The organism is Nitrospiraceae bacterium, from assembly GCA_035623075.1.
Taxonomy (GTDB): Bacteria; Nitrospirota; Nitrospiria; order Nitrospirales; family Nitrospiraceae; genus DASPUC01.
On the sequence record DASPUC010000022.1, the window covers coordinates 252,334 to 276,197 of the forward strand.

Consider the following 23,864-nt stretch of genomic DNA (forward strand, 5'->3'; position numbering starts at 1 on the left):
GCTGATCCTTCCTTTATCGGACCTGTCCCTGTTGCCGGCCCTGCTGCCGTATTGAAAAGTAGAAGATATTGCAGAGCACAACCAGCACGACGATCGCCACGTGCGTAACTGATTGTGCATCCATCCCGGCCACAGCCCGTCCCTTCTGTCCGATGAGGCTTTCGTATTCCGCTGCGCCGCGCAGCCCGCCGATTAAGCCGTTGATCTGGCCGCTCCGCAATAGGGGATACAGGCCCGGGGCTATCACGCCTGTACACCCGCCACCCAACTCGAATTTGTATTTGTCCTTGCCGAACACGTACCAGGCCTCGACTCCGGGATTCCCGGCCGCGAGGCTGATCGCATAGCTCACATCCTTGAGGCTCTGCACACCGTCCAAGACCGGCTGACCCTTCGTCGGCTTTCCGTTATAGTCGCTCGGGAATGAGGTGTAGAGGTCCTGCCCCATGTTGATGATGACGGCTGAGCCGCCTGGACTCCACCCAAGAAACACGTAGTCCTTGCCTTTTTCTTTTCCCGTCTCTTTGGCAACTTGAGTCACCAGCTGATCGGCCATCCCGGTGCCGGATACCCATAAGGTCATGGCGATGACGCGGAGGTTCTTCCGGAAAGCATGGCGTAACAGGGCAATGGCCTGAGGGTGCAGTTCCGGTTTCGATGCCGGATCGAAATCCAGCGACAAGAGAAAGACAGACCCTTCCGGAAGCTTATCGATGTAGTCATAGACACTCCGCACTTCAGGAGAAATCTTGATTGGGAGTCCGACCGGATAGAGCAAGGGCAAGAGCGTGCAGAGACCGATCACCAAAAAGATGATCCGTCGATCGATCTTGAGCATGCGTTCGGCGAAAGCCATAGAATCGTTGAACGTGAATCGTTAACCGTGAAATCCTCTTGCGTTTAACAAAGAACGTTTAACGTCCCCCTCCTACTCTTTGCCGCCGCCCAGGTACGACCGTTCAATGCCGAAGATAATCTTCAGGGACAGGGCAACGGCCCCAAGACTGACCCCGATCAAGATTGCTCTCCTGACTGACGCATTAAGCACGTTAAGAATCCATTGCGAAACGTCCCCGCTCAACGGGATCAGATATTCTCCCAGCGGCACACGTCCCATCATGACGATCACCGCCGCGATTAATAGCACTGCTGCTTCCCGGCTTCGCGCCCGGAAGGATCGATAGGCGGCGGAGGCAATAAAGAACGCGAGGATCGCAAACATGGTTCCCTGCAACGGCACCATCATGAAGTTATAGACCCATCCGAAGGCGGTCGAAACTCCATCGGCACCACTTTCTTTGCCGCCTGCGATGAGTCCCACCGTAATCGTGCCGAGCATGCCGGCATAGAGCACGACGCTGTAGCCCCATCCCACTTCTTTCCGCCGGATCTTCACCGCATGGAGATGAAACAGGCTCGTCACCCCAAGCACCAGGGCAAAGCCGCCAATGATCTGGAGCCATTTCGTCGCAGAGGTGAGCAGCAATTCTGACGAAGGATGCGGTACATAGTATTGGGCCGCGAACACCAACCCGGTGATCAAGGTGATGAAAAGCGGAACTTGCCGGCGTAAGAAGATCATTTCACGTCCTTAAAGAAATCCAGAAACAGCTGCGGCCACTCCATTTGGAAGACGACGCCGACAGTTGCCAGCAGGGTCCCCACTCCAATCACGGTCAACAACACCGCCTTCCCGATATCCTGTCCGCGCAACGTACCGATCTGGATCGGTTCTCTCGATAGGTAGGCACTCGCCGCGTAGAGCTCTTCACCGATCAACGTATAGTCGCAGGTCGTCACGAAGAATGGCAGTTGATGATCAGAGTCGGTCCCTGCAATCTGAATCGCTCCGGTGCTGGCCCCTGTCTCCGTCAGCAGCAGCGATTCGGCAAAGTACGCCCCCATGAAAAAATTCGCCGCCGGTTTCTTACGGAGCATGATGCCGTCGACAGCCGCGGTATAGCTGAACTGGTCGGAGGTAATAAAGAAGTTGGCATCTTCCTTGAAGAGGTCCGGCTTGCCTGCCTCGAGATAGGCCTGCTTGGTGATTTCCTGGCAGACAGCCATGGTAATCGGATCACGATGCGGCACCATCAATTCCGTTTCATAGGCGGCGGTCCGTTTTGCAACCCGGCCCAGGATCACGGCCGCCGCAATGGTAGACGGATCACTCATATCGTGCGCACCGGTCAGATACAGAATCGGCTTGCCCAACTCGGTCGACCGGCCGATCGCTTCATCCACCGCGTCGAGGCCGGGAATCCGGCGAAGAAAAATGTCACGCCGCTTGGCTTGGCTGATCGTATAAAACACCAGCCCGCCGAAGGACAGGGCTATCAGGAGATTATTGACTTCGTTCCAATTAAACCAATTTGGCTGCGGGGTCGCGTGCATCACCGGAGAGAAGGTGCGTGTGTCCCCCCTGATCGTCGCGACCGCTACGGAGTAGCCATTGCCGTCCTTGAGCTCGATCCCCTTGCCGCTCCTGATGACAAACAAGTGGTCCGTCGGCTCTCCCTTACGGGTCCACCAGGGAAGCCGAGTCTGTTGAACTAAACTTCTATTCGCAGGAAATTCAGCGACTACTTTCATCGCGGCGGGATCGGTTACTGTCGTCCCTTCCGCCATCAGCACCTGGTATCGTACGTCTGGCCCGTCATAGGAGGCGGCGGGCCACAAGACCGTCAAACTTCCTCCGCCATCGCTGGGAGTATCGTACAGGTCAAGACTTTGTGGCGGCGGAAGCGAAGTCTGAGCGTTGGGAACTGAGGGAAAGAGAAGCGAGACGGTTAGTGGAAGCAGGAAGACCGGAACGCTGGTCAACCGTCTCATCATGCCGCTATGCACCCTCGATCACTTCAATGTTCGCCCGTGGAATGACAGTCGTCTGTCCGTCATGGAACTTCACCTCGAGCACCCGTACTTCGCTTTCGGTCGGGATCTTTTGCAAGTCCGGAGGAAGCGCGGAAACCTGCCCTATCTTGCCGAACAGAGGATCACGGATGATTCGAACCGGATCGCCGATGCGTATCCCTTCGCGCTGGACAGTTGCTGTCGCCGCCCCCGATACAGTCCCGGCCTCCTTGGGAATGATAATCTCCGGCCTGATCACACCGGCTCGGATCTGTGTCGAGCCGGAGATCGAGGCCTTCTGCCCCACATGCGCCGACAACAGGGCAAAGGTCTTCTGCGCCATCGGGATCGTGCCGAATCCTTCCGTCAGAATCAATGTAAATCCCACCTGCTCCGTACCAGTGATCGCCACGCCAAGGTCATAGCCCAAGAGGGCGCGCAGATCCTTATCATGAATCCCACCCACGACCAACCCGGCAAGACCAGATTGTTTGGCTTTCGTCAGTGTTTCAGCCGGGAGAAACGAGCCACCGACCACGATCCTGCCCTTCATGTCGGCGGTCAAATGGTTCGGGGTCAGCACATCATCGGGCGATTTCGCTGCCACGAACACGGTTCCCCAGGTTTCTCCGCCAATGCCGAAGATTCCTTGGATCAACGTGCAGGTTGTCTCGACGGTCACGCCCTGTTTGGGCTGCACCTCCACGACCGAACCATCCACATAACCGAGGACATCGAGAACCTGAGGCGGCTCACGCAGCAACACCTGCCCGGTGACAATCGACAGCGATTCCACCGTCCCGGTGACAGGAGACCGAATCTCGGTCTTAAACCATTTAATCAGCGGCTTGTTCTCCGCCAGGATTTCGTCTTTCTGAATCGATTCGCCTTCTTTCTTGACCAGATACTCCTTGATTTCTTCCGGCGCGATGCTGAGTTGATTCGCCAGATTCAGGGGATAGACTTTTCCCGGCAATTCGGCTCTCGCCACCGGTTGATTCGCCTGCACCCGGTCGCCGGCCTGCACTAAGACCTTTCCGGGAATCGGCAATTGGCGCCGACGGCGGATCACGGCCTGCTCGGTAACGGTCAAACCTGGTGTGTAGGAATGAGCCATATCAAAACTTTTGGCTAGAGGCACGAGGCAAGGGGCTAGAGGAAACACAATCCGTCCTATCGCCTCTAGCCTCGCGCCCCTCGCCTATACTTTCGGGTACAGATCCACCGCTTTGAACCACTGTATCAGCGCCGCGATCCTCGTCTGCTCATCAACTGGAAGCTGCAGTGGTCGTCCACGACCGTCGAGCATCACGCCGACCACGCCGCCCTGCACTTCTCGTGAAACCGAGACGCCCGGGCCCGCTCCGAGATCGACCTGCTTCGCCGGCTGCATGGTGATTGTGGCCTTCTGATTTAGCCCGAGCGGGAAGTGTCGCAGTTCGCCCATCTTCAATTGGTCCTTCACCACCCGACCATCAGGAAAGGTCATCCCGTAATCCGCCAGACGCTCGCCGTCCTTTACCCGACCAATCGGAGCCACGCAGGTGCCAAGATAGACCATGCAGTCTCGCACGAAAACGTCAGTTGCCGCCTTCTCATCGATTGTCGACAGGACGCCGAGGTGCGGCATCATGAAGATGCTATCGACCGACAACATAGTGAAGCCGAGCGGCTCGTACGCATCGACCATCATCAGCATCGCCTGAACCCGCCGCGGGGCGTGCGAAAGAATTCCGCCGCTGCCGACGATCAGATCGAGCTTCAGCATGTCGATGAGGGTCTTGCCGGACGTCTGCTGCTCGAAGACGTCGGAAATCGTCCGTTCCTGCTGCACGCCTTTGAGACCGGTCGCCAGCGATTTGTGATGAATCAGCGCAAGCCGAAGAGCCTCGCGCGCAATAGCCTGCTCAATTTGCAGTTCATCGAGTGTCTGCGGGATGGTCGTCGGGCGGATCATCTTGTTCTTGATACGATTGCGCAGGGTCTGTTCATCGATCCCAAACGGCACCCATCGCATGATATTCGGAAGTCCGGCTTCGGCCAGCACGTTCGAGACGCTATAAGACATTCCGAGATTGGCGCTCACCGTTCGGTTAAACACCCCGCCGAAGACCGAAAACACATCGGTCGTTGCTCCGCCGATATCGACGCCGATCAAGTTCAGGTGCTCACGCTTCGCGATCGTCTCCATGATGACGCCGACTGCCGCAGGAGTTGGCATGATCGGCGCGTCGGTCATCTCGATCAGCTTCTTGTACCCTGGTGCCTGCTGCATGACATGTTCAAGAAACAAATCGTGGATCTTATGGCGAGCTGGCGCGAGGTTCTCACGCTCAAGGACCGGCCTGATGTTCTCCGTCACCTCCAAGGCCGCCTTTTCTCCGAGAATCGTCCTCACCTGCTCCTGCGCATCCTTATTGCCTGCATAAATCAACGGAAGCTTGTAGGTTGCACCGAACCGCGGCCGTGGTTCTGCCGCCGCGACATATTCAGCCATCTCAACCACGTGTGTAACGGCACCCCCGTCCGTCCCGCCGGACATCAGAATCATGTCCGGTCGCATGGAACGAATGCGCTCGATCTTTTCATGCGGCAGCCGGCCATCGTTCGACGCCAGCACATCGATCACGATGGCTCCGGCGCCAAGGGCCGCCCGTTGCGCACTCTCTCCTGTCATGTTCTGCACCACTCCGGTCACCATCATCTGCAAGCCACCGCCGGCACTGCTGGTTGAAATGTACATATCGACGCCGGTTTTCGGGTCGCCTTGAGCGGCCCGGTTGGGTGTCAGAATCTTGTCGCCGTCGAGGATCTTGCGCCCGGAGAGTTCCTCGATTTCGGCAATCGCATTCAAGACGCCGCGCGTGACGTCTTCAAATGGTGCCTCAACCGTGGTCGGCGCTTCACCACGATACGTCTGACGGTACTCTTCGCCCACTTTCTCGATGAGAATGGCTTTCGTGGTGGTGCTGCCGCAGTCGGTCGCAACGATGACGTTTAACGGAGAGATGGTCTTGGCCGGGTGTTCAGATGCCATCAGCAGCGTACCTGACCAAGACCGCGTTGCTCGACTTTCATGAGTCGTGAGACACAAGAAGTTCGGAACGGGATACGCTTCACGAGTAACGATTCACGCCCGAGCGTCATTGAGCCGCCGCGCCTTTCAGAGCAGTGCGGGTCTCGATCAAGGCAAGGAGGCGAGGGATCGTCTCGCGCCGTTCGAGTAGATGAGCGATCTGTGAAACGTCTTGGGCGTTGAAAGCGATCTCGATGATGGGTGTAAAAAAATGCAGCGCTTGGCTACCGAGAAAGTTCATGGGACCGAGTGATTCAAGAAACACCGTCGCCGGAGCCGCCATCTTCCCGTTTACCACGGCATCCGCGACCCGCTCAAGCAATGCCAGATCCTCGGTGGTGAAGACTTCGGTTTCGATTGTCGTTGAAAAGGCATGCGCGAACCCCTGACGAACCCTGGTCCATGTCTGTGCGAGCGACGCTTTGGCGAAGGAGATCATAACCGTGTGGAAGGACGGCTGAAATCACTCGTGAAAATTCATTATATGGAGGGGGTGAAACAGAGTCAATTCTTCGACAATCGTGTGGTCTCCGTGAGAAAGAACGCCGATCGAACCGCTCCTACTCTTGCGTCTGCTGCCCTATTTTACCTTCCGTTCCCTTCCATAACCGAACGATGTTGTCCTTGTGCTTGAACCAAATCAGCGCACTGACGATCACTGAGAAAACGAGAAATTCCTGTCGCTGTTCGTTGACGATCGCCACCACCGGAAACACCCCGAATGCTGCGAGCGCCCCCGCAGAGGAGTAGCGCCAGATTGCCACCGTTCCGAGCCAGATCAACAACAAGAGTACCCCCATCGATGGCGAGAGACCCAGTACCGATCCCAGCGCCGTTGCCACCCCCTTGCCTCCTTTGAAGCTCAGGAATGGCGAAAAGACATGACCAAGAATCGGCGAGATCGCGACCACCATGATGAGAGGCTCATCGGTGAGCCACTGCATGGCGGCCCAACCCATGACCCACCCTTTACCCATGTCGCCAAGCAGAGTCAGAACACCGGCTTTCGTGCCGGATGCGCGAAGCACGTTGGTGAAGCCGACATTCTTGCTGCCGACCGTACGCGGATCGGCCAGACCCATCGCCTTTGACACGACAAGGCCGAACGGAATGGCGCCGAGCCCATACCCAGCTACAGCCATAAGAATCCAGAGAAACCGATCGTCCATGGATCAAGAGGTATTGGAGAAACGACGCATCCGGTCAGGCACGGCTAGAGTCCCTTGGTCGCCACTTGCTTCCAGAAGCTCCACACATATTGAGCACCGGACGCATACCCGAGGATGAGCGACAGGTAAAGGGTGACGATCCCGGCCAAGTGGAGATTACCCAGAGCAGACAGGGCTGTCCCCTCGAGAATCAGCAACACGATCGCGATCACTTGCAACGCCATCTTGTATTTGCCGCTCGTTTCTGCCGCGATGATCATCCCTTCGGTCGCTGCAATGGCGCGGATGCCTGTGACCGCGACCTCACGGGCGATGATCAGAATCGCCACCAGCGCGCTCACGCGATCCACGTTGACCAGCAGAATCAATGCCGACAAGACGAGCAGCTTATCGGCGATTGGATCGAGCAACTTGCCGAGCTTGGTGACCTGCCCAGACCGGCGCGCCAGATAGCCGTCAAGCAGATCGGTCACCGCCGCCACGACAAACACGATCGCGGCGATGATGGATCGATGTGGATCCGGCGTCGCGAACAGCATGACAAAGACCGGAATGAGGAGAATCCTCGTGAGCGTGAGCAGATTGGGGACGTTGATCGATTCCTGCCCCACCTGTTTCCACATGTCGATGACCCAGTTCACCGTCCCTCCCGCCTCAGTGCTTACACGATCCCGTTCTTCAAGAGGTCGTGCAGGTGAATTACGCCGACGATCCGCTGCTCCCCTTCCGTCACCACGAGCGTCGTGATCGAGTAGCGCTCCATCACTTCAACGGCTCGCGCCGCCAAGTCATCCGGTCCGATCGTTCGCGGCGAGCGAGAAGCCAGTGTTCCAGCCGTCGCCTTGATGATTTCGCCGCCCTGCTGGACGAACCGGCGCAAATCGCCATCGGTGATCACGCCGAGAAGGGCGCCAGTCCGATCAATCACCGTCGTCATGCCCAGTTTCTTGGCTGAAATCTCCGAAATCGCCGCCGAACCGGTCGCCTGTTCTTGAACTCGTGGGACTTCGTCACCGACATGCATAAGATCACGCACCTTGATGAGCAAGCGCCGGCCAAGCGTGCCGCCCGGATGGAACTGCGCAAAATCCTCAGATTTGAATCCCCGCTTTTGCAACAACGCCACGGCCAACGCATCCCCCATCGCCAAGGTCGCCGTCGTGCTGGCCGTCGGGGCCAATCCCATCGGGCAGGCTTCCTCCGATACGGACACGTCCAACACGACATCGCTGTGCTTGGCCAAGGTCGAACCCATCTTTCCCGTTAAGGCCACAGTGGGAACGCCCATTCGCTCGATGTACGGCAACAACTGGAGTATTTCCTTCGTTTCGCCGCTGTTCGAAATCGGAATGAGGGTATCGCGACGGGCCAGCATGCCCAGATCGCCATGCACACCTTCGGCCGGGTGGAGAAAGAAGGCGGGCGTGCCGGTGCTGGCCAACGTCGCGGCAATCTTTTGCCCAATGAGGCCGGACTTACCCATACCGGAAACGACGACTTTCCCTTTGCAGTTGTAGAGCAAATCCACCGCCTGCGTAAAACGTTCGTCCAGACGATCGACCAGAGTCTGGACCGCGCGGGCCTCAATCTGGAGCACCCGGCGGCCTTCATTGAGGCTCGCGCTGGTCTGTCCGCCGGAGGTTTTCGCAGTGGAGTGGTTTTTCAGTTTTTCGGTTTTGCTGCGTCGCATATCCGCATCACCCGCTCAAGCAGTGTCTTCAACTGATGCAGCGGAACCATGTTCGGACCATCGGAGAGGGCATCATCGGGATTCGGATGTACCTCCATGAAGAACCCATCGACACCAGCTCCCGCTGCTGCACAGGCGAGCGGTTCAACGAATTCTCGCTGGCCGCTTGATTGTGTCCCACCGCCGCCCGGGAGTTGCACGCTGTGAGTCGCATCGAAGACGACCGGATAGCCAAAGCTGCGCAGGATCGGGAACGATCGCATATCGACGACAAGATTGTTATACCCGAAGGAAGATCCCCGTTCAGTGAGAATAATACGGCGATTCCCGCACTCTTCCACCTTCTTCACCGCATGGCCCATCTCTTGAGGCGAGAGAAACTGGCCCTTCTTCACGTTCACGACTTTGCTGGTCTTGGCTGCGGCAACCAGGAGATCCGTCTGCCGGCAAAGGAATGCGGGAATCTGAAGGATATCCACGACTTCACCGGCTTCAGTGGCCTGCTCCTCTGTGTGCACATCTGTCAAGACTGGGATACCTAACTGATCTTTTACCTTCTTGAGCACGGCCAGGCCTTTTTCGATGCCGGGGCCACGAAATGACTTGATTGACGTTCGGTTCGCTTTGTCGAACGATGATTTGAAGACATAGGGAATGCCGAGCGCCTTGGTGATCTCGGCGATGCGGCTGGCCGTTTCCAACACGAGTTGTTCGCTTTCGATGACACAGGGGCCGGCGATCAGAAACGGCCGCTGCCCTTGACCGGCTTTGAACGTTCCGATGTCGACGACGTTCGCCATGGCCGCTCAGTGTCCAAGCTTGTTCCGCAACGCGGCGCCAACAAATCCGCTGAAGAGCGGATGAGGATGGTGCGGGCGCGAGTTATATTCCGGATGGAATTGCGTCGCCAAGAACCAGGGATGGTTCCTCAATTCGACGATTTCGACTAATCGTCCGTCTGGCGAGAGACCGCTGAGCACCAACCCTTTCGCCGTCAAGACATCGCGGTAGGCATTGTTGAATTCATACCGATGTCGGTGTCGTTCGCGGACTTCGTCCACACCATACATCTTGTGCGCCAACGTGCCCTCGCCCAGTTTGCAGAGATACGACCCGAGCCGCATAGTCCCGCCTTTGTCGCTCACACTGTGCTGATCCGGCATCAGATGAATCACGGGATGGGGAGACCGCTCGTCGAATTCGGCGCTGTTCGCCCCCGCAAGGCCGGCCACGTTGCGGGCAAATTCAATCGTTGCGCACTGCATACCGAGACAGAGTCCAAGGAACGGGACATGATGTTCTCTCGCGTATCTAATCGTCGTGATTTTCCCTTCGATTCCCCGCGATCCGAATCCTCCAGGAATCAGAATCCCGTCAGCGTCACGAAGAATCCGTTCGGTGCCCTGGCGTTCGACGTCCTCCGATTCAATCCAGTTGATGTTGACTCTCGTTTCATGGTCAATACCGCCGTGCACCAACGCTTCGGCCAGACTCTTGTAGCACTCCTTCAGCCCCGCATATTTCCCTACCAGCGCGATGGAGACTTCGTGTTTGGGATGCTTGATCTTCTGAACCATCGCGTCCCATTCGCGCAGATTGGGTGGACCCGTTTCCAGACGAAGCTGGCGAACGATCAATTCATCCAGGCCTTCTTTCCGAAATACGATCGGGACTTCATATATCGTGTCCACATCCTTGGCTGTAATGACCGCGTCTTTCTCCACGTTGCAGAACATCGCAATCTTCGCCTTCAACTCCGGGGGAATGTACCGGTCGGTCCGGCATAAGAGAATGTTCGGCTGAATGCCGATTTCGCGCAGCTTGTTCACCGAATGCTGGGTCGGCTTGGTTTTTAATTCACCCGCTGCCCCGATATAGGGCACCAGCGTGAGATGGACGTACAGGACATTGTCACGGCCCACGTCATACGGCATTTGGCGAATCGCTTCGAGGAACGGCAGGCTCTCAATGTCGCCGACGGTGCCGCCGATTTCCACGATCGTGACATCCATCCCTTTCGAAATCCGCACGATGCATTGCTTGATCTCATCCGTGACATGCGGCACGACTTGGACCGTTCCGCCGAGGTAATCGCCGCGACGTTCTTTGGTGATGACGGAGTGATAGATTCGCCCCGTGGTGTAATTGTTTTCTTTTGTCAGCGTCAACGAGGTGTACCGCTCATAGTGACCCAGGTCGAGGTCCGTCTCCGCCCCATCATCCGTCACGTACACTTCGCCATGCTGATAGGGATTCATCGTACCGGGATCAACATTGATGTAGGGATCAAGTTTCAAGAACGTGATTTTGAGGCCTCGACTTTCCAACAGGTTCCCGATCGAGGCCGACGCGAGTCCCTTCCCCAACGATGAGACGACCCCGCCGGTCACAAAAATGAACTTGCTCATCGTGCGTTCCATCCCTTTCGATCGAATGATTCGAACCCGCATACCATAGTCAGCAAGAAGGCACCGCCCGATTGAAGGTCATACTCTGTGCCGTAGTCTCGGCGAACCGAAGTTGCTCCGATACCGTAACCGCATCTTCCGGTGTATCCACGCGGAGCGAGCTTCGTTTCGTTTCCCACACTCGAATGGTCATCCCATGTTCCAAGGCGCGCAGTTGCTCCAATTTTTCTCCATCTTCTAACACCCCAGTCGGCAGCGCGGCAAACTTCAGGAGTGCATTCCTTCTGTAGCTATACACCCCTAAATGAATATAGCCCAAACCCTGTGTCGAGCAGCGGCCGGAATCCTCTCGCACCATGGGAATCGGAGACCGCGAAAAGTATAGGGCCTTCCCCTGCTGGTCGGTCACGACTTTCACGACGGCGGGATTCTGCAGCTCCCCCCTGGATTCGATCGCCCGCTTCAGCGTTCCTATTTCGGCTCCACTCGCAATGAATGGCTCGATGAGATCGGTGAGCAAATCAGGATCTACCGGAATTTCGTCCCCCTGCAAATCCACAAAATATTCACCCGGAAGTGTGCTGGCTACGGCTGCTACACGATCCGTCCCAGTCCGATAGTCTCCCGTCATGAGGATCACTCGTCCACCGAACTGCTCTACGGCTTGTTTAATGCGCTCGTCGTCGGTCGCTACCACTACGTCGGATACCACCGCGCAGGCCGCAGCTCGTTCGTACACGTGCTGGATCAACGGCTTGGCACCCAGTTTCACCAGTGGTTTTCCTGGGAAACGCGACGACCCGTAGCGAGCTGGAATGACCACGCTCACGGACGACCGGACGTTAGTCATCCAGGACCTCCGACAGTTGCTGTGCAGACACTGTCGCCGTTCCGACCATCCCTACCACGATTCCTGCTGCCTGGTTCGCCAGCTGTGCCGCCTCCTTCATTGTTGCCCCCGTCGACAATGCCAACGCCAACGTCCCGATCACCGTGTCACCCGCTCCCGTCACATCATAAACCTGTCGAGCCTGCGTGGGAATATGCCAGGAGACCCCATCGGCCTCGTACAGGCTCATTCCTTTTTCGCCACGAGTAACCAAGACAGACTGGCACCCAAGCCGTTGTCGGATGATCGCCCCGGCTTGATCGATCGCCTGGTCGTCATCCCCGTGCACGCCGGCAGCCTGTGTGGCCTCCAGATGGTTCGGTGTAATCACCGTTGCACCCTTGTAATAGCCGAAATGTTCCACTTTAGGATCGACAACCACGGGAATCCGCCGAAGCGATGCCAATCGCGTAAGCTCTGACATCAAGGCTGCCGTCACCACTCCCTTCGCATAGTCGGAGACGACGAGACAGGAGAGTTCTCGTACACGCGATTCCACATAGCGCAGGATACGTTGCTGTAAAGACTTTTTAAGTTCGTCTCTCTGTTCCACGTCATAGCGGACAACCTGTTGATTGTGCGCGATGACCCGCGATTTTCTGGTCGTCGGACGTTCCTGATCGATGACTACCCCGCCACGACCCGATCGCTTTGTTCCCAGTTCCTTCAGCAGCAACCGGCCGGTTTCGTCCGAGCCAATCACGCCGCAGAGATCCGCCTTGCCTCCCAAAGCGAGAATATTGTTGAACACGTTCGCTGCTCCACCGAGCTTCAAAGATTCAGAATCCACGTGTACGACCGGAACCGGAGCTTCCGGGGAGATCCGGCTGACGCGTCCCCAGATGTAATGGTCGAGAATCAAGTCTCCGATGACCAACACCGAAGCCTGTGGGAACCGCTGAATATATTGCCGGAGCGCTTTCGCAGGCACCTTACCTCCCTGGTCACTGACTCCCTGACGAGACACCGTCTGGCGACGACGCGTGCCTATTGAATGGCTTTGCCGAACCGTTCCCATCGCACCCAGTCGGTCCACTTTCCCTGGCCGCTCCAGGACCAGTAAATCCTGAACGCCTTGCCACGAATCTTCTCCTCACGCACAAAGCCCCAAAATCGACTGTCCAAACTCTGATCGCGGTTATCGCCCATGACGAAGTAGGCCCCTTCAGGCACGGTCACCGGCCCGAAATTATCCCGTGGGTTGATCATCCCATCGATGATTCCCGGGTCGATCCGTTGCGTAAACCCCTTGTCGTCCAACGGTCGCCCATTCACCAGCACGACTTTGTTACGGATTTGCACCGTATCTCCCGGTGTTCCGACGATTCGCTTGATGAAATCTTTCTCCTCATCTTCCGGAAAGCGGAACACGATGATATCACCGCGCTGCGGTTTTCCGAACTCAATGAGTGTCTGAGAGGCGTAGCAATTGACCGGCGGAAGAGCCATTTGGAATTTACAGAGCGTCGGCCACTGCAATCCATATGAGAGTTTGCTCACCAGAATGTGGTCTCCGATCAACAACGTCGGGATCATCGAACCGGACGGAATCTTGAATGCCTGCACGACGAACACCCGAATCGCGAAGGCCAGTAACATGGCGACCACGATGGCTTCCGCATACTCGCGGAACATCGATTTTCGACCGACTTGTGTCGTCACGGCACGATTCTCCACCGATGCCGAGGACGACACCGACTCGACCGTATCTTGAGACGAGGCAGTCCTGACATCGTCGGTTTTAGATCGATCAGAGCCTGCGCTCATTCGTCACCGACCTTTAAAATAGCCAAGAACGCTTCTTGTGGAACTTCCACGCTGCCGACTGCTTTCATCCGCTTTTTCCCTTCCTTCTGCTTCTCGAGGAGCTTGCGTTTCCTCGTAATGTCGCCGCCGTAGCATTTCGCCGTGACGTTCTTCTTCATGGCCCCGATGGTCTCTCGCGCAATGACTTTGTTTCCTATCGCGGCCTGAATTGCGACCTCAAACATCTGACGCGGAATCAACTCCTTCATCTTCTCGGCCAACTGGCGTCCGCGTTGATACGACCGATCGCGATGGGTAATAAAGGAGAGGGCGTCGACTGCTTCGCCGTTGAGCAGAATATCGAGCTTCACGAGATCAGATTCACGATAACCGAGCAGCTCGTAGTCGAGCGACGCATACCCTTGGGTCCGAGACTTGAGCTTATCGTAAAAATCGAGAATCACTTCGTTGAGCGGCATCTCGTAGCTGATCATCACCCGGGTGGGATCGAGGTAGTGAATGTCCCGCTGAATGCCGCGTCGTTCCTGGCAGAGTTGCAAGATGGCGCCCATGTAACGTTCCGGCGTGATGATCGTGGCAAGAATAAAGGGTTCTTCAAACGACTCGATACTATTGGGAGGTGGCAGTTTCGCCGGATTGTCGATTTCCAACACGTCGCCCTTTGTCGTCAACACGCGATAGACAACAGTGGGCGCCGTGGTGATCAAAGTCAACCCGTACTCGCGCTCAAGCCGCTCCTGAATGATTTCCATATGGAGCAGCCCCAGAAATCCGCACCGAAACCCAAACCCCAGTGCCATCGAGGTTTCTGGCTCATAGACAAACGACGAGTCGTTCAACCGCAACTTGACCAACGCATCCCGCAGGTCTTCATATTTCGCCGTATCCGTCGAATACAACCCGCAGAACACCAACGGTTTGGCCTCTTTGTACCCAGGAAACGGCTCGTTCGTCGGGTTGACGGCATCGGTAATCGTGTCGCCGATCTTGACGTCGGCCACCTCTTTCATGTTGGCACAGAGGTACCCGACCTCGCCCGTCAATAACTCATTCTTCTTCGTCCGCTTGGGTGTGAATTGCCCGACTTCCATGACTTCAAAGGTCCGGCCGTTCGACATCACCTTGATCTTCATGCCGGGTCTGACCGATCCATCGATAATCCGTGTGAGCACGATCACCCCTTGATAATTGTCGAACCAGGAATCAAAAATGAGCGCCTTTAACGGCGCCAGCGGTTCGCCCGACGGCGGAGGAATACGTTCGATGATCGCCTCGAGCACTTCCGGCACACCCCTGCCTTCCTTGGCACTGATCGGCATCGCATCGCTAGCATTGAGTGTCAGCACTTCAGCGATCGAATGCTTCGTACCCTCCACATCCGCGCTGGCCAGATCGATCTTGTTGATCACTGGTATGATCGTTAATTTATTCGCCATCGCCAAGTTGACGTTGGCAATCGTCTGGGCCTGTACGCCTTGGGTTGCATCCACTAACAAGAGAGCCCCCTCACAAGCGGCCAAACTGCGAGAAACCTCATAGGTAAAGTCCACGTGCCCCGGCGTATCGATCAAATGAAGGGCGTAGGTCTTCCCGTCTTTCGCTTGATACCGAATCGCCACTGCATGCGCCTTGATCGTGATGCCGCGTTCACGCTCAAGGTCCATCGCATCGAGAATCTGTTCTTTGGCCTCTCGAGCGGTGACAGCACCCGTGGCTTCGAGGAACCGGTCAGCGAGGGTCGATTTGCCGTGATCGATATGGGCGATAATAGAAAAGTTTCGTATCTGGCTTTGCAAATCCTAGCTCATTTCTGAACAAAATCGGTTCATTATATTAGCCGGCTCCTAGGTTGTCAAAGAAATCACCTGCTCGTATAATCCGCGCCGCGACAGGATAATTCGCGACTTTCGTCAGGGATCTCTCACTCTCCCTTCCGGGGACTTCACGGTATCATGGCCAAACGAAACCGTACCGATACATTGGCTGATTGGGACCGGAAATACCTCTGGCACCCGTTCACCCAGATGCAGGAATGGGAAGAGGAAGAGCCTCTCATCATCGAACGAGGAAAAGGCTCTTACGTGATCGATACAGAGGGTCGAAAATACCTCGACGGAACGTCGTCCATCTGGGTCAACCTCCACGGTCACCGCCACCCAGCGCTTGACCGGGCAGTCACGAAGCAGCTCGGGAAGATCGCGCACTCAACTCTTCTTGGCCTGTCCAATCCTCCGGCAATTCTACTGGCGCGCGAGCTTATTCGCATCGCACCCAAAGGGTTATCTCGCGTGTTCTACTCCGATGATGGATCGACCGCAGTTGAAGTTGCGCTCAAGATGGCAGTCCAATATTGGCAGCAACGGCATCCAGGCACAGGGCCCAAGAATACCTTCCTCCACCTGAAACTCGCCTACCACGGCGACACGATCGGCGCAGTCAGCGTCGGCAACATTGAGTTGTTCCATGCTCGATTTAGACCGTTACTATTCCCGACACTCAGCGCCGATCCACCCTACTGCTACCGCTGCCCGCTGAAGTTGGCCTATCCTTCCTGCCAGATGGCCTGCCTTGAGCCCATCGAACAAACGCTCAGGACTCGGCATCGTGAGTTGGCGGGATTCGTCATCGAGCCATTGGTTCAAGCCGCTGCCGGGATGATTACATCGCCGCCCGGCTACCTCAGACGAATCCGCGAGCTATGTACCAAATACGACGTGCTCTTGATAGCCGATGAAGTGGCAACAGGGTTCGGCCGAACCGGAAAGTTGTTCGCCTGCCAACATGAAGATGTTACGCCAGACTTGATGGCCATCAGCAAAGGCCTAACCGGCGGTTATATGCCATTGGCCGCCACATTGACTACCGAGGAAATTTACAACGCGTTTGTTGGCAAATATGAAGAGTTCAAGACCTTCTTCCACGGCCATAGTTATACGGGGAATCCCCTCGGTTGCGCTGTCGCCCTGGCAAACCTAGCCATTTTTCGAAAAGAAAGGACGCTCACAAAGCTCCGACCGAAGATTGCCGAACTGAAGCGATTGATGCAGTCGCTTGCGACGCTGCCTCACGTGGGCGAGATTCGGCAACAGGGATTCATGGTCGGCATTGAATTGGTGAAGGACCGAACCACGAAGGAGGTCTATCCGCCCGAAGCCAGAATCGGTCATCGCATCGCAGCTGAAGCCCGCCTGCGAGGACTTCTGATCCGACCGCTCGGCCATATCATCGTGTTGATCCCGCCGCTTTCACTTTCTCTACATGAATTGAAGAGAATGGTGGAAGTTTTGAGGGATTCTATCGAAACTTCCGTAGCAGACGACATTTAACCGAAGCAGTTTCTGACCACATCATGTTCGCAAGCGACTATCCTGGTATAAGAAGGTCGGGACCGTTGGTTATTGATGATCCGACAAGTAAACTGTGTCAGCAGGAAACGAGATGACCACTTGTGATTCTGTCTTATCAGGTGTGCCCGGCCCGGCATAACTAACTAGGAGGGTGGCCTAGCAACTGGGAGAAGATCAGACGTGCTATCCTCAACCAGGTTCTATGCGGAGGGAGTCTTCAAAATAGAACACGCCACCTGTCCACAGTTAAGTGGGGCAGTACCCATTGATCCTACTGGGCAATCCCGTCACAATGTGTTTGTCAAAGGTTTAAACCTGAACCCCTACCAAACATCTTATGTTCCATACATCTGAGAGTCGCTACAGCTTTGCTGGCCGCATAGTGACGTTACTCTACGCAAGTGAATTAGGTGTCGCACTAGTAACTTTCGGCCTTTACAAATCTCCCGAGGTTAAATGGGCAATGTTTTGGACGCGTGCTGGATTCATCATCCTGATTGGCTCACTCGTAGTACTCATAGCAGGATTTCGAATGGCAAAAGAATCCGTTCGCTTTGGCGCTGAAGCGCGGCGAATGTGGATGACTGCGATCGTGACCAACTTGGTTACCATCTTACTAACAGCAGCCGTTTTGGAAGGCATTTTCAGAATAACAGCACGCGAGAGTGATGCTGGTTTGCGGATTCTTAACCTTGTGGTCCCATATGGAGAGAGCGAACTGTTGGATCGAAGCCGTCACACGATCGACCGAATAAGTCGCGCTGGCAGGGATCGGGATTCCTACTTTGTCTATGATTCAGACCTTGGATGGACTGTTGGGAGGAGTCGCGTAACCACCGACGGTATGTATGCTAGCAGTGAAGAAGGGCTACGCAGCGCCTCACCTGGTGAACGGCTTAGGGATGCAGCACCACGCGCAAGAGTGGCCATAATTGGAGACTCGAATGCGTTCTCTTTGGAAGTGCCATATCAGGAGTCTCTTGCTCATTACCTCCAAAAGCTGTTAGGAGCCGATATCCAAGTACTGAACTTTGGTGTTGACGGTTATGGGATTGATCAGATTTACTTGCGTTATCAGCGTGACGTGAGACCGTGGCACCCTGACGTAGTAATCGTTGTGTTTGTTGAACATGATCTTTGGCGTACGATGATTGTGTATCCATTTTTGAGTCTAGGGTGGCCTGGATATCTCGTAAAACCAAGATTCGACAATGGACTAACAAAATCGCAATTAATCAACGTTCCACTGATCACACATGAGAAAATAATGTCGATCAAATATGCACGAGAGCTTCCATACCTAGCATACGACCCGTGGAGTAAGAGGGATTGGTGGACATCCTGGATAGAGAGAGGACCTCTCGTCCTGCGCGTTATCGCTGCTTTGTCACCACGATGGAGTCCCCCAGACCCACAGTTTTCAGAAGATGCAATCGTAACACTCAATGCTCGGCTGTTTGTCAAAATGAGAAACTTGATGGTTCAAGAGGGTGTCACTCCGATCTTGCTTTTGGTGCCAAGAGGGAATCGAACGCCGGAGCTTAGTCTAAAGACATTACGGCTCGCTCAAGTTCCATTCCTAGATGTGTCGGGTTGCGTGACCGAAGTACCGGATCCACATCGATATGTGCCGAGTGGTAATCACTTTACGGGACATGTGAACGCAGCATTAGCCAAGTGCGTTTCGAGCGAAGTCCAGAAAGTTTTTTCTCCACCACACCACCCCTAACTGACCTCCCCGTCTTAAACGGGTCCAGCTCATCTGTGAGGGTTGGGCCGCGCATCACCGCTGGACACGCTCTCTAGATCTGCTGCAGAATTCGCAGGCGCGCAGTTGACCTGACCCGCCCCGCGAATGTAGACCAGTTGGGACCTGAGGATTTGGCCTGCTGCGTGGTCGGTTGAAGCCGCTGATGCGGCGATGCGAACCTACCATAGCTCACGTCAGTGTCTCCAATAATGCATGGGGAGCGTGGACGGGCTGAGCGGCCGCCGGCCACTCAGCTGCGACGAATGCTGGCGCCTGATCCTGAAGCGAGCTGTGCGGTCGCAGGAGGTTGTAGTCCTCCTGCCAACGAGCCAACGTCTCCCGCACATCCTCGAGCGTGAAGAATACCTCGACCTTCAGGCACTCATCCCGAAGCCGTCCGTTGAAGCTCTCGATGAAACCATTCTCGACGGGTTTCCCCGGTCGAATAAAATCCAGCTGGATCCGATGACGATAGGCCCAGGCATCCATGACGCGACTGGCGAATTCGCTCCCGTTGTCCACGGTGATCGCACGTGGGGCGCCACGTTGGAGCACCAGGGGGTTCCAAGGCTGCGGCCACCTTCTCCCCCGTGAGCGACTGATCGGCGACCAAACACAGGCATTCCCGCGTGAACTGGTCCACGACGGTCGGGATCCGAAACCAGCGGCCATCGGCGACCCGTGCACTCATGAAGTCCATGCTCCACCGCTGGTTCGGCGCTGTGGCCACGGCCTGTGGCACGCGGTGCCGTCGGGCGGCCTTCACTCGCACCTTGGTCCGCACCGTGAGCCCTTCTTCCGTATACAGCCGATAAATCCGCTTCGCATTCACGCGCCAGCCCTCCCGGCGCAACAACACCGTGAGTCGGCGATAGCCAAAGCGTACTCGCGCCGCGGCGACCTCCCGCAGACGCATCCGCAACGCCTCCTGCGGATCGCGATGGCTCTGATACCGCAAGGAGGCCCGTGCCATCAGCACCAGCCTCGAGACCCAGCGCTCGCTGACCTGATACGTCGCTTGCGCCCAGCGGGCCAGGGCCCGCCGGTCCCGAGGCCTTAGATCTTTTTCCGCACGATCTCCTGCAACATATGGTGATCGAGCGAGAGATCAGCCACGAGTCGCTTCAGTTTGGTGTTCTCTTCGCGCAGCTGCCGGAGCTTGCGCAGTTCACTCAGGCCCAGCCCCGCATACTTGCGCTTCCATGTATAGAACGTCTGCTCGGCGATCCCCACTTGCCGGCACACCTCTGCCACCGTCGTGCCGCTCTCGGCTTGCCGTAAGGCGGCCAGGATCTGCTCTTCCGTATGCCCCCGTCGTCGTCCCATCGTCGGGTCCTCCTTGGATGAGTAGAAGACCACCCCGCGGGCTTATTCCTCAAGTGCCCTCTGGTCTACTTTTCGGGTTTTGGGTCAAATGTTTCATCACACTATGAGATGCAGGGAAGTTAAGTCATTGCGGATCTGGAATTTTCGCCCTTGAAATGATCAATTCGTCGTACCATACGTAGCCGTTAGGATGGTTCTGGGTTGGATCTTTCCCTGTTTGGTAGACGGTGAGTATCACCTTGCCATATTTCGCACTAGGGTTGTCATTAGCGAGGTCGTATCCGGTGCCACTTCCGGGAACCTGAATGCCAAAAACGGTAGCTGGCTCGGGACTTAGATCTACTTCAAGCTGAGACGGTCTCCCTTCTCGAGCGACCCAAAGCTGTATCGTGCTATCGTGATGATAATTACGATCATTCCTGTACCATGTCCCGATTTTGACATGGACCTGAAAGGTCATCCATTCGTCGGCATAATATCTACCGCCGCCACCAAGACCTTCAAATTGGCCATCCTTCCCACCACAACTGTGGTACATCTGCACAAATCCGGCCTGGTAACTGTTAACCACAACTAATTCAAGTTGTGTGCAGCCTGGTGCAGTAAATCCAGGGCGATCTCCCTCTCCAATAGTGATCTGTTTCCAACCGCCGCTTTTCAGGTAGTATGTACCGAGAAACTCAGGAGAAAATCGCTGCCGCCACTGCACGTAGAATTCTTCTCCTTCACCAAACTGCGTTGAGAGATCATCTGCGAAGTTCAACGAGAAATTGCCCGACGTATCTGACCCTGAAAGCGAGGGAACCTCGAATCGCAAGGCTCCATCTCCTGAGGCCTTGACATCTATCGCCACCGCCCCTCTTTTTTGCGTTGTTCCCCACGGAGGGTAGAGGTATCGGTCCACCTCAGCTTGTGAGTCGAAGCCAATACACCTGACAACTTCTGGAGCATGGCATCGAGCCTCGAAACTTGCACCCTCTATTAGGCTGTGCTTGGTAGCGCAGCCGAAGAGAAAAAGAAGCATGATGACGTTGATGAGCAAACAAACCCTCATATACATCCTTTTTAGTTCAGCGATGCACTATTGGTACAACAAACTAGTCGAAAGGTCATTTGGACCAGCAATATGAGAGAACTTCATCCCATTCCTTATCATAATATGGGTGTGTTTTGACCCACCTCTAGGATAGGTCACTTTCCTTGAGATATCGACCCCTTCCCCCTTGGCAATTTAGGTGGGGATATTGACACGGGCGGGTCAACAATGCCCTGACTAACTGAAAAGGTGGCCTAACAACGGGGGGGACGTCAGTGAGAGGCAGGCTCATGGTGCCCACCGACTGAGGTCTGAGCCGCAGCGATGAGTGTGTGCGCCAGGTCCGCGCCCACCTTGTGGCAGCCATTATAACGAAGGTTGGTCAGCCGTTTGAGTGAGGCAGTCCGGAAGGCGATCGCTGTCGGATGCTGCCGAAGAATCATCGTGGTCAGTTAGCTGTCGAGCCTCTGCACATGCTGGGTGAATTCGGGGAAGCCCACATCCCCCAGGCGATGGAGCTGACGCAGTCGATCGCCACAATCTTGGGCGAGTTGATCTCGCAGCCGGACTAGCTCGCGAAGCTTCTGCGTCACCGAATCAGGCAACGGTGTCAGAGCTGGTCATTTTAGAGCCGTGAAGCGAGCGATGGCCGTCGCATCGAGGACATCTGTTTTGGCCCAGGCGACTTCCTCGCCCGCAAAGTGATGAGTCCGCCGCGGGTTGAGCACCGCCACGGCGAAGCCCTAGGCGGTCAAGAACGCGAACACGTTCTGCCAGTAATATCCCGTGGCTTCCATCGCGACAAAGAGATCCTGCGGCGCGCCCAGCACCTCTCGCAAGCGTCGATACCCCTTCGCATTCTTCCGGAAGATCACTGGCTTACCGAGGCTCTGCCTTCCTTCTCAACCACCGCCACCAGATGAGACTCCACAGCCATGTCGATCCCGGCGATGCACATAGGCCTCCTCTCTGACGGGAGAAATCGGAAGCCTCGGAGCCGGTGCCCACGCTCAGGCTTGTCCATACGAGGATGTGAACCTCGCCTCGGGATACCGTGCGAGCAATAGACACTGGGCTAGGGCGCCAATTTCAATTGTGAGGATGGCGAATCTGCCTCAGGCACAAAACGGCGACCCTCTCCCGGATTCCGTTTCCGTGAACCTATAGCATCGGATTGGCATGAGTGGGGAAGATACAAGCACAAAATGAGCCATTTTCAGAAATGCTACCTGCCCATCCTAGTCCGGCGCGCTACAGGTAAGATTTTGTAGTCCAGGTCGAGCTCCCATCTTGTAGCACCCATCCCCCCTTATAGGGGGGGACTACTCCTTGGAGGAATTGTCGTTCTACCTGTCTTGGTGCTCCATATGCCATGCTCATACGCAGCCTTACCAGGTGGTTCTCCGGGGCTCCCCTTACGTTATTCAGTGGGAAACCCGGGCGGTATGCTTCTCACTCAACTAAACTACCGACATTGAAGTCCTCCCTAGATTACCCTTCTCTTCATCATCATCGCCCCGCATTCTTGGCCCATATTCCCAAGAATCGCACTTATCTTACGGGCATACTTCTGTTGGAAAAAACTGTTATTTGCCAGAGGGGGTATCAAAATCCGCAGCCACCAAGCCGCACTACCGCACAGCTGGTCCTACTAGTTGGACTGATCCACCTGACTTTGACATACCTATCAGCTTGTTCCGGGGGAAGCTCATCGGGAACAAGCTCAACGGTGGCCTCAACTTGTAATCCTCCGATTGCTAGTAGCTTGCCTCAGACGAATAACCTCACTTCCGCGCGCGGTTACCATACCGCCACGCTCCTGCCGAACGGAACTGTCTTGGTTGCGGGCGGCAACGGGAGCAATGGACTGCTCACCTCCGCCGAGGTTTATAATCCGGCCACTGGGCAATGGACCGCGACCGGTAACCTGACTGTCGCCCGGGCCGGCCATACCGCCACGCTCCTGCCGAACGGAACTGTCTTAGTTGCCGGGGGCTTCGGGGACACAGGGCCACTTGCGTCTTCCGAAATACTTATGCCCTCAAATACAGTCCAGGCAACCTTAACCTGGGACCCTTCTACCGATCCTTCAGTGAGGGGATATAAGGTGTATTACGGCACCGCGTCGAGAAACTATCAGCAGGTGATTGATGTGAATCTGAGCACCACCTATGCGTTTTCAACCCTCAAGAGTGGGACAACCTACTATTTCTCGGTCACTGCTTATAACATCGTGGCAGAAAGCTGCTCCTCAAACGAAGTGAACAAGACGATCCCCTAACTCTCCAAACTATCCATAGGGATTGGCCTCGTCGGCCGGGTGAAGCTGGCAATCGGTCTAGGGACAGGGCATTCAGCTCGGTCTTGCTGAATCCCCCCAGTTGTTAGGCTACCTTTTCAGTGAGTCATGAAGTAGGGACCTCCTCCCAGAAAACTCGACCAGCCAAAACTGGAACGATTTGCTACGCTGCAGCCCTCTAACCGAGGAGGGCGGTCTGAAGAAGAGCAAGTTTTCTGAAGAGCAGATCGCGACGGCGCTACGCCAGGTGGATG

Annotated in this window: 21 protein-coding genes and 1 pseudogene; 3 read left to right on the top strand and 19 right to left on the bottom strand. The window is 55.8% G+C overall.

Annotated features, from left to right (window positions below):
- Positions 1-13: 13 nt before the first annotated feature.
- The 15 genes from VEI50_06005 to lepA form a co-directional block, all read right to left on the bottom strand.
- Complete coding sequence (locus VEI50_06005; GenBank protein ID HXX74662.1) at positions 14-856, bottom strand: hypothetical protein; 843 nt, start codon at positions 854-856, stop codon at positions 14-16.
- A gap of 72 nt (positions 857-928) precedes the next feature.
- Positions 929-1,582: a hypothetical protein gene (locus VEI50_06010; protein ID HXX74663.1), complete on the bottom strand. Its 654-nt coding sequence runs from the start codon at positions 1,580-1,582 to the stop codon at positions 929-931.
- Positions 1,579-2,835 carry a DUF6754 domain-containing protein gene (locus VEI50_06015; protein ID HXX74664.1) on the bottom strand — a complete coding sequence of 419 codons (1,257 nt, stop codon included), beginning with the start codon at positions 2,833-2,835 and terminating at the stop codon, positions 1,579-1,581. Before VEI50_06015 ends, VEI50_06010 begins: the two co-directional genes overlap by 4 nt.
- Positions 2,836-2,839: 4 nt before the next feature.
- Positions 2,840-3,970: a hypothetical protein gene (locus VEI50_06020; protein ID HXX74665.1), complete on the bottom strand. Its 1,131-nt coding sequence runs from the start codon at positions 3,968-3,970 to the stop codon at positions 2,840-2,842.
- An 84-nt stretch (positions 3,971-4,054) separates the two neighbouring features.
- Positions 4,055-5,890, bottom strand: a complete 1,836-nt coding sequence (locus VEI50_06025; GenBank protein HXX74666.1) for a glutamate mutase L — start codon at positions 5,888-5,890, stop codon at positions 4,055-4,057.
- Between the two features lie 106 nt (positions 5,891-5,996).
- Entirely contained in the window at positions 5,997-6,368 is a 372-nt protein-coding gene (locus tag VEI50_06030) for a hypothetical protein (protein HXX74667.1), read from the bottom strand.
- Between the two features lie 121 nt (positions 6,369-6,489).
- Entirely contained in the window at positions 6,490-7,098 is a 609-nt protein-coding gene (gene plsY, locus VEI50_06035) for a glycerol-3-phosphate 1-O-acyltransferase PlsY (GenBank protein ID HXX74668.1), read from the bottom strand.
- 44 nt (positions 7,099-7,142) lie between these two features.
- Positions 7,143-7,739 carry a CDP-diacylglycerol--glycerol-3-phosphate 3-phosphatidyltransferase gene (pgsA, locus tag VEI50_06040; protein ID HXX74669.1) on the bottom strand — a complete coding sequence of 199 codons (597 nt, stop codon included), beginning with the start codon at positions 7,737-7,739 and terminating at the stop codon, positions 7,143-7,145.
- Positions 7,740-7,759: 20 nt separating this feature from the next.
- Positions 7,760-8,788 carry a KpsF/GutQ family sugar-phosphate isomerase gene (locus tag VEI50_06045; protein ID HXX74670.1) on the bottom strand — a complete coding sequence of 343 codons (1,029 nt, stop codon included), beginning with the start codon at positions 8,786-8,788 and terminating at the stop codon, positions 7,760-7,762.
- Positions 8,761-9,588, bottom strand: coding sequence for a 3-deoxy-8-phosphooctulonate synthase (kdsA, locus tag VEI50_06050; GenBank protein ID HXX74671.1), 828 nt, complete (start codon positions 9,586-9,588; stop codon positions 8,761-8,763). Before kdsA ends, VEI50_06045 begins: the two co-directional genes overlap by 28 nt.
- Before the next feature lie 6 nt (positions 9,589-9,594).
- Positions 9,595-11,208 carry a CTP synthase gene (locus VEI50_06055; protein ID HXX74672.1) on the bottom strand — a complete coding sequence of 538 codons (1,614 nt, stop codon included), beginning with the start codon at positions 11,206-11,208 and terminating at the stop codon, positions 9,595-9,597.
- Positions 11,209-11,245: 37 nt separating this feature from the next.
- Positions 11,246-12,046: a 3-deoxy-manno-octulosonate cytidylyltransferase gene (gene kdsB / locus VEI50_06060; GenBank protein ID HXX74673.1), complete on the bottom strand. Its 801-nt coding sequence runs from the start codon at positions 12,044-12,046 to the stop codon at positions 11,246-11,248.
- The gene (gene rfaE1, locus VEI50_06065; GenBank protein ID HXX74674.1) at positions 12,039-13,016 is read right to left on the bottom strand and encodes a D-glycero-beta-D-manno-heptose-7-phosphate kinase; all 978 of its coding nucleotides are present in this window, start codon (positions 13,014-13,016) and stop codon (positions 12,039-12,041) included. Before rfaE1 ends, kdsB begins: the two co-directional genes overlap by 8 nt.
- Positions 13,017-13,072: 56 nt before the next feature.
- Positions 13,073-13,852 (bottom strand): signal peptidase I, encoded by a 780-nt coding sequence (gene lepB / locus VEI50_06070; GenBank protein HXX74675.1) that lies wholly within the window; start codon positions 13,850-13,852, stop codon positions 13,073-13,075.
- On the bottom strand, positions 13,849-15,648 hold the full coding sequence (gene lepA, locus VEI50_06075) for a translation elongation factor 4 (GenBank protein ID HXX74676.1): 1,800 nt from the start codon (positions 15,646-15,648) through the stop codon (positions 13,849-13,851). Before lepA ends, lepB begins: the two co-directional genes overlap by 4 nt.
- Before the next feature lie 156 nt (positions 15,649-15,804).
- On the opposite strand from lepA, the gene bioA reads away from it, so the two are divergent.
- A complete protein-coding gene (gene bioA, locus VEI50_06080; protein ID HXX74677.1) occupies positions 15,805-17,178 on the top strand; it encodes an adenosylmethionine--8-amino-7-oxononanoate transaminase in 1,374 nt (457 codons plus the stop codon).
- A gap of 553 nt (positions 17,179-17,731) precedes the next feature.
- On the top strand, positions 17,732-18,928 hold the full coding sequence (locus VEI50_06085; protein ID HXX74678.1) for an SGNH/GDSL hydrolase family protein: 1,197 nt from the start codon (positions 17,732-17,734) through the stop codon (positions 18,926-18,928).
- 210 nt (positions 18,929-19,138) lie between these two features.
- On the opposite strand, the pseudogene VEI50_06090 reads toward VEI50_06085, so the two are convergent.
- From VEI50_06090 to VEI50_06105, 4 genes and pseudogenes are all read right to left on the bottom strand, one after another.
- Positions 19,139-20,275 (bottom strand): annotated as a pseudogene (locus VEI50_06090) (IS3 family transposase).
- A 124-nt stretch (positions 20,276-20,399) separates the two neighbouring features.
- On the bottom strand, positions 20,400-21,317 hold the full coding sequence (locus VEI50_06095) for a hypothetical protein (protein HXX74679.1): 918 nt from the start codon (positions 21,315-21,317) through the stop codon (positions 20,400-20,402).
- Positions 21,318-21,583: 266 nt separating this feature from the next.
- Positions 21,584-21,754, bottom strand: a complete 171-nt coding sequence (locus VEI50_06100) for a hypothetical protein (GenBank protein ID HXX74680.1) — start codon at positions 21,752-21,754, stop codon at positions 21,584-21,586.
- Positions 21,755-22,054: 300 nt separating this feature from the next.
- Complete coding sequence (locus tag VEI50_06105; GenBank protein HXX74681.1) at positions 22,055-22,186, bottom strand: hypothetical protein; 132 nt, start codon at positions 22,184-22,186, stop codon at positions 22,055-22,057.
- 890 nt (positions 22,187-23,076) lie between these two features.
- On the opposite strand from VEI50_06105, the gene VEI50_06110 reads away from it, so the two are divergent.
- Positions 23,077-23,592, top strand: coding sequence for a kelch repeat-containing protein (locus VEI50_06110; protein HXX74682.1), 516 nt, complete (start codon positions 23,077-23,079; stop codon positions 23,590-23,592).
- Positions 23,593-23,864: the final 272 nt, after the last annotated feature.

Excerpts from the sequence above, each read along its gene's own strand:
- VEI50_06005 (HXX74662.1), bottom strand. The coding sequence starts at position 856 with ATGGCTTTCGCCGAACGCATGCTCAAGATCGATCGACGGATCATCTTT.
- VEI50_06010 (HXX74663.1), bottom strand. The coding sequence starts at position 1,582 with ATGATCTTCTTACGCCGGCAAGTTCCGCTTTTCATCACCTTGATCACC.
- VEI50_06015 (HXX74664.1), bottom strand. The coding sequence starts at position 2,835 with ATGATGAGACGGTTGACCAGCGTTCCGGTCTTCCTGCTTCCACTAACC.
- VEI50_06020 (HXX74665.1), bottom strand. The coding sequence starts at position 3,970 with ATGGCTCATTCCTACACACCAGGTTTGACCGTTACCGAGCAGGCCGTG.
- VEI50_06025 (HXX74666.1), bottom strand. The coding sequence starts at position 5,890 with ATGGCATCTGAACACCCGGCCAAGACCATCTCTCCGTTAAACGTCATC.
- VEI50_06030 (HXX74667.1), bottom strand. The coding sequence starts at position 6,368 with ATGATCTCCTTCGCCAAAGCGTCGCTCGCACAGACATGGACCAGGGTT.
- plsY (HXX74668.1), bottom strand. The coding sequence starts at position 7,098 with ATGGACGATCGGTTTCTCTGGATTCTTATGGCTGTAGCTGGGTATGGG.
- VEI50_06045 (HXX74670.1), bottom strand. The coding sequence starts at position 8,788 with ATGCGACGCAGCAAAACCGAAAAACTGAAAAACCACTCCACTGCGAAA.
- kdsA (HXX74671.1), bottom strand. The coding sequence starts at position 9,588 with ATGGCGAACGTCGTCGACATCGGAACGTTCAAAGCCGGTCAAGGGCAG.
- VEI50_06055 (HXX74672.1), bottom strand. The coding sequence starts at position 11,208 with ATGGAACGCACGATGAGCAAGTTCATTTTTGTGACCGGCGGGGTCGTC.
- kdsB (HXX74673.1), bottom strand. The coding sequence starts at position 12,046 with ATGACTAACGTCCGGTCGTCCGTGAGCGTGGTCATTCCAGCTCGCTAC.
- lepB (HXX74675.1), bottom strand. The coding sequence starts at position 13,852 with ATGAGCGCAGGCTCTGATCGATCTAAAACCGACGATGTCAGGACTGCC.
- bioA (HXX74677.1), top strand. The coding sequence starts at position 15,805 with ATGGCCAAACGAAACCGTACCGATACATTGGCTGATTGGGACCGGAAA.
- VEI50_06085 (HXX74678.1), top strand. The coding sequence starts at position 17,732 with ATGGCAAAAGAATCCGTTCGCTTTGGCGCTGAAGCGCGGCGAATGTGG.
- VEI50_06100 (HXX74680.1), bottom strand. The coding sequence starts at position 21,754 with ATGATTCTTCGGCAGCATCCGACAGCGATCGCCTTCCGGACTGCCTCA.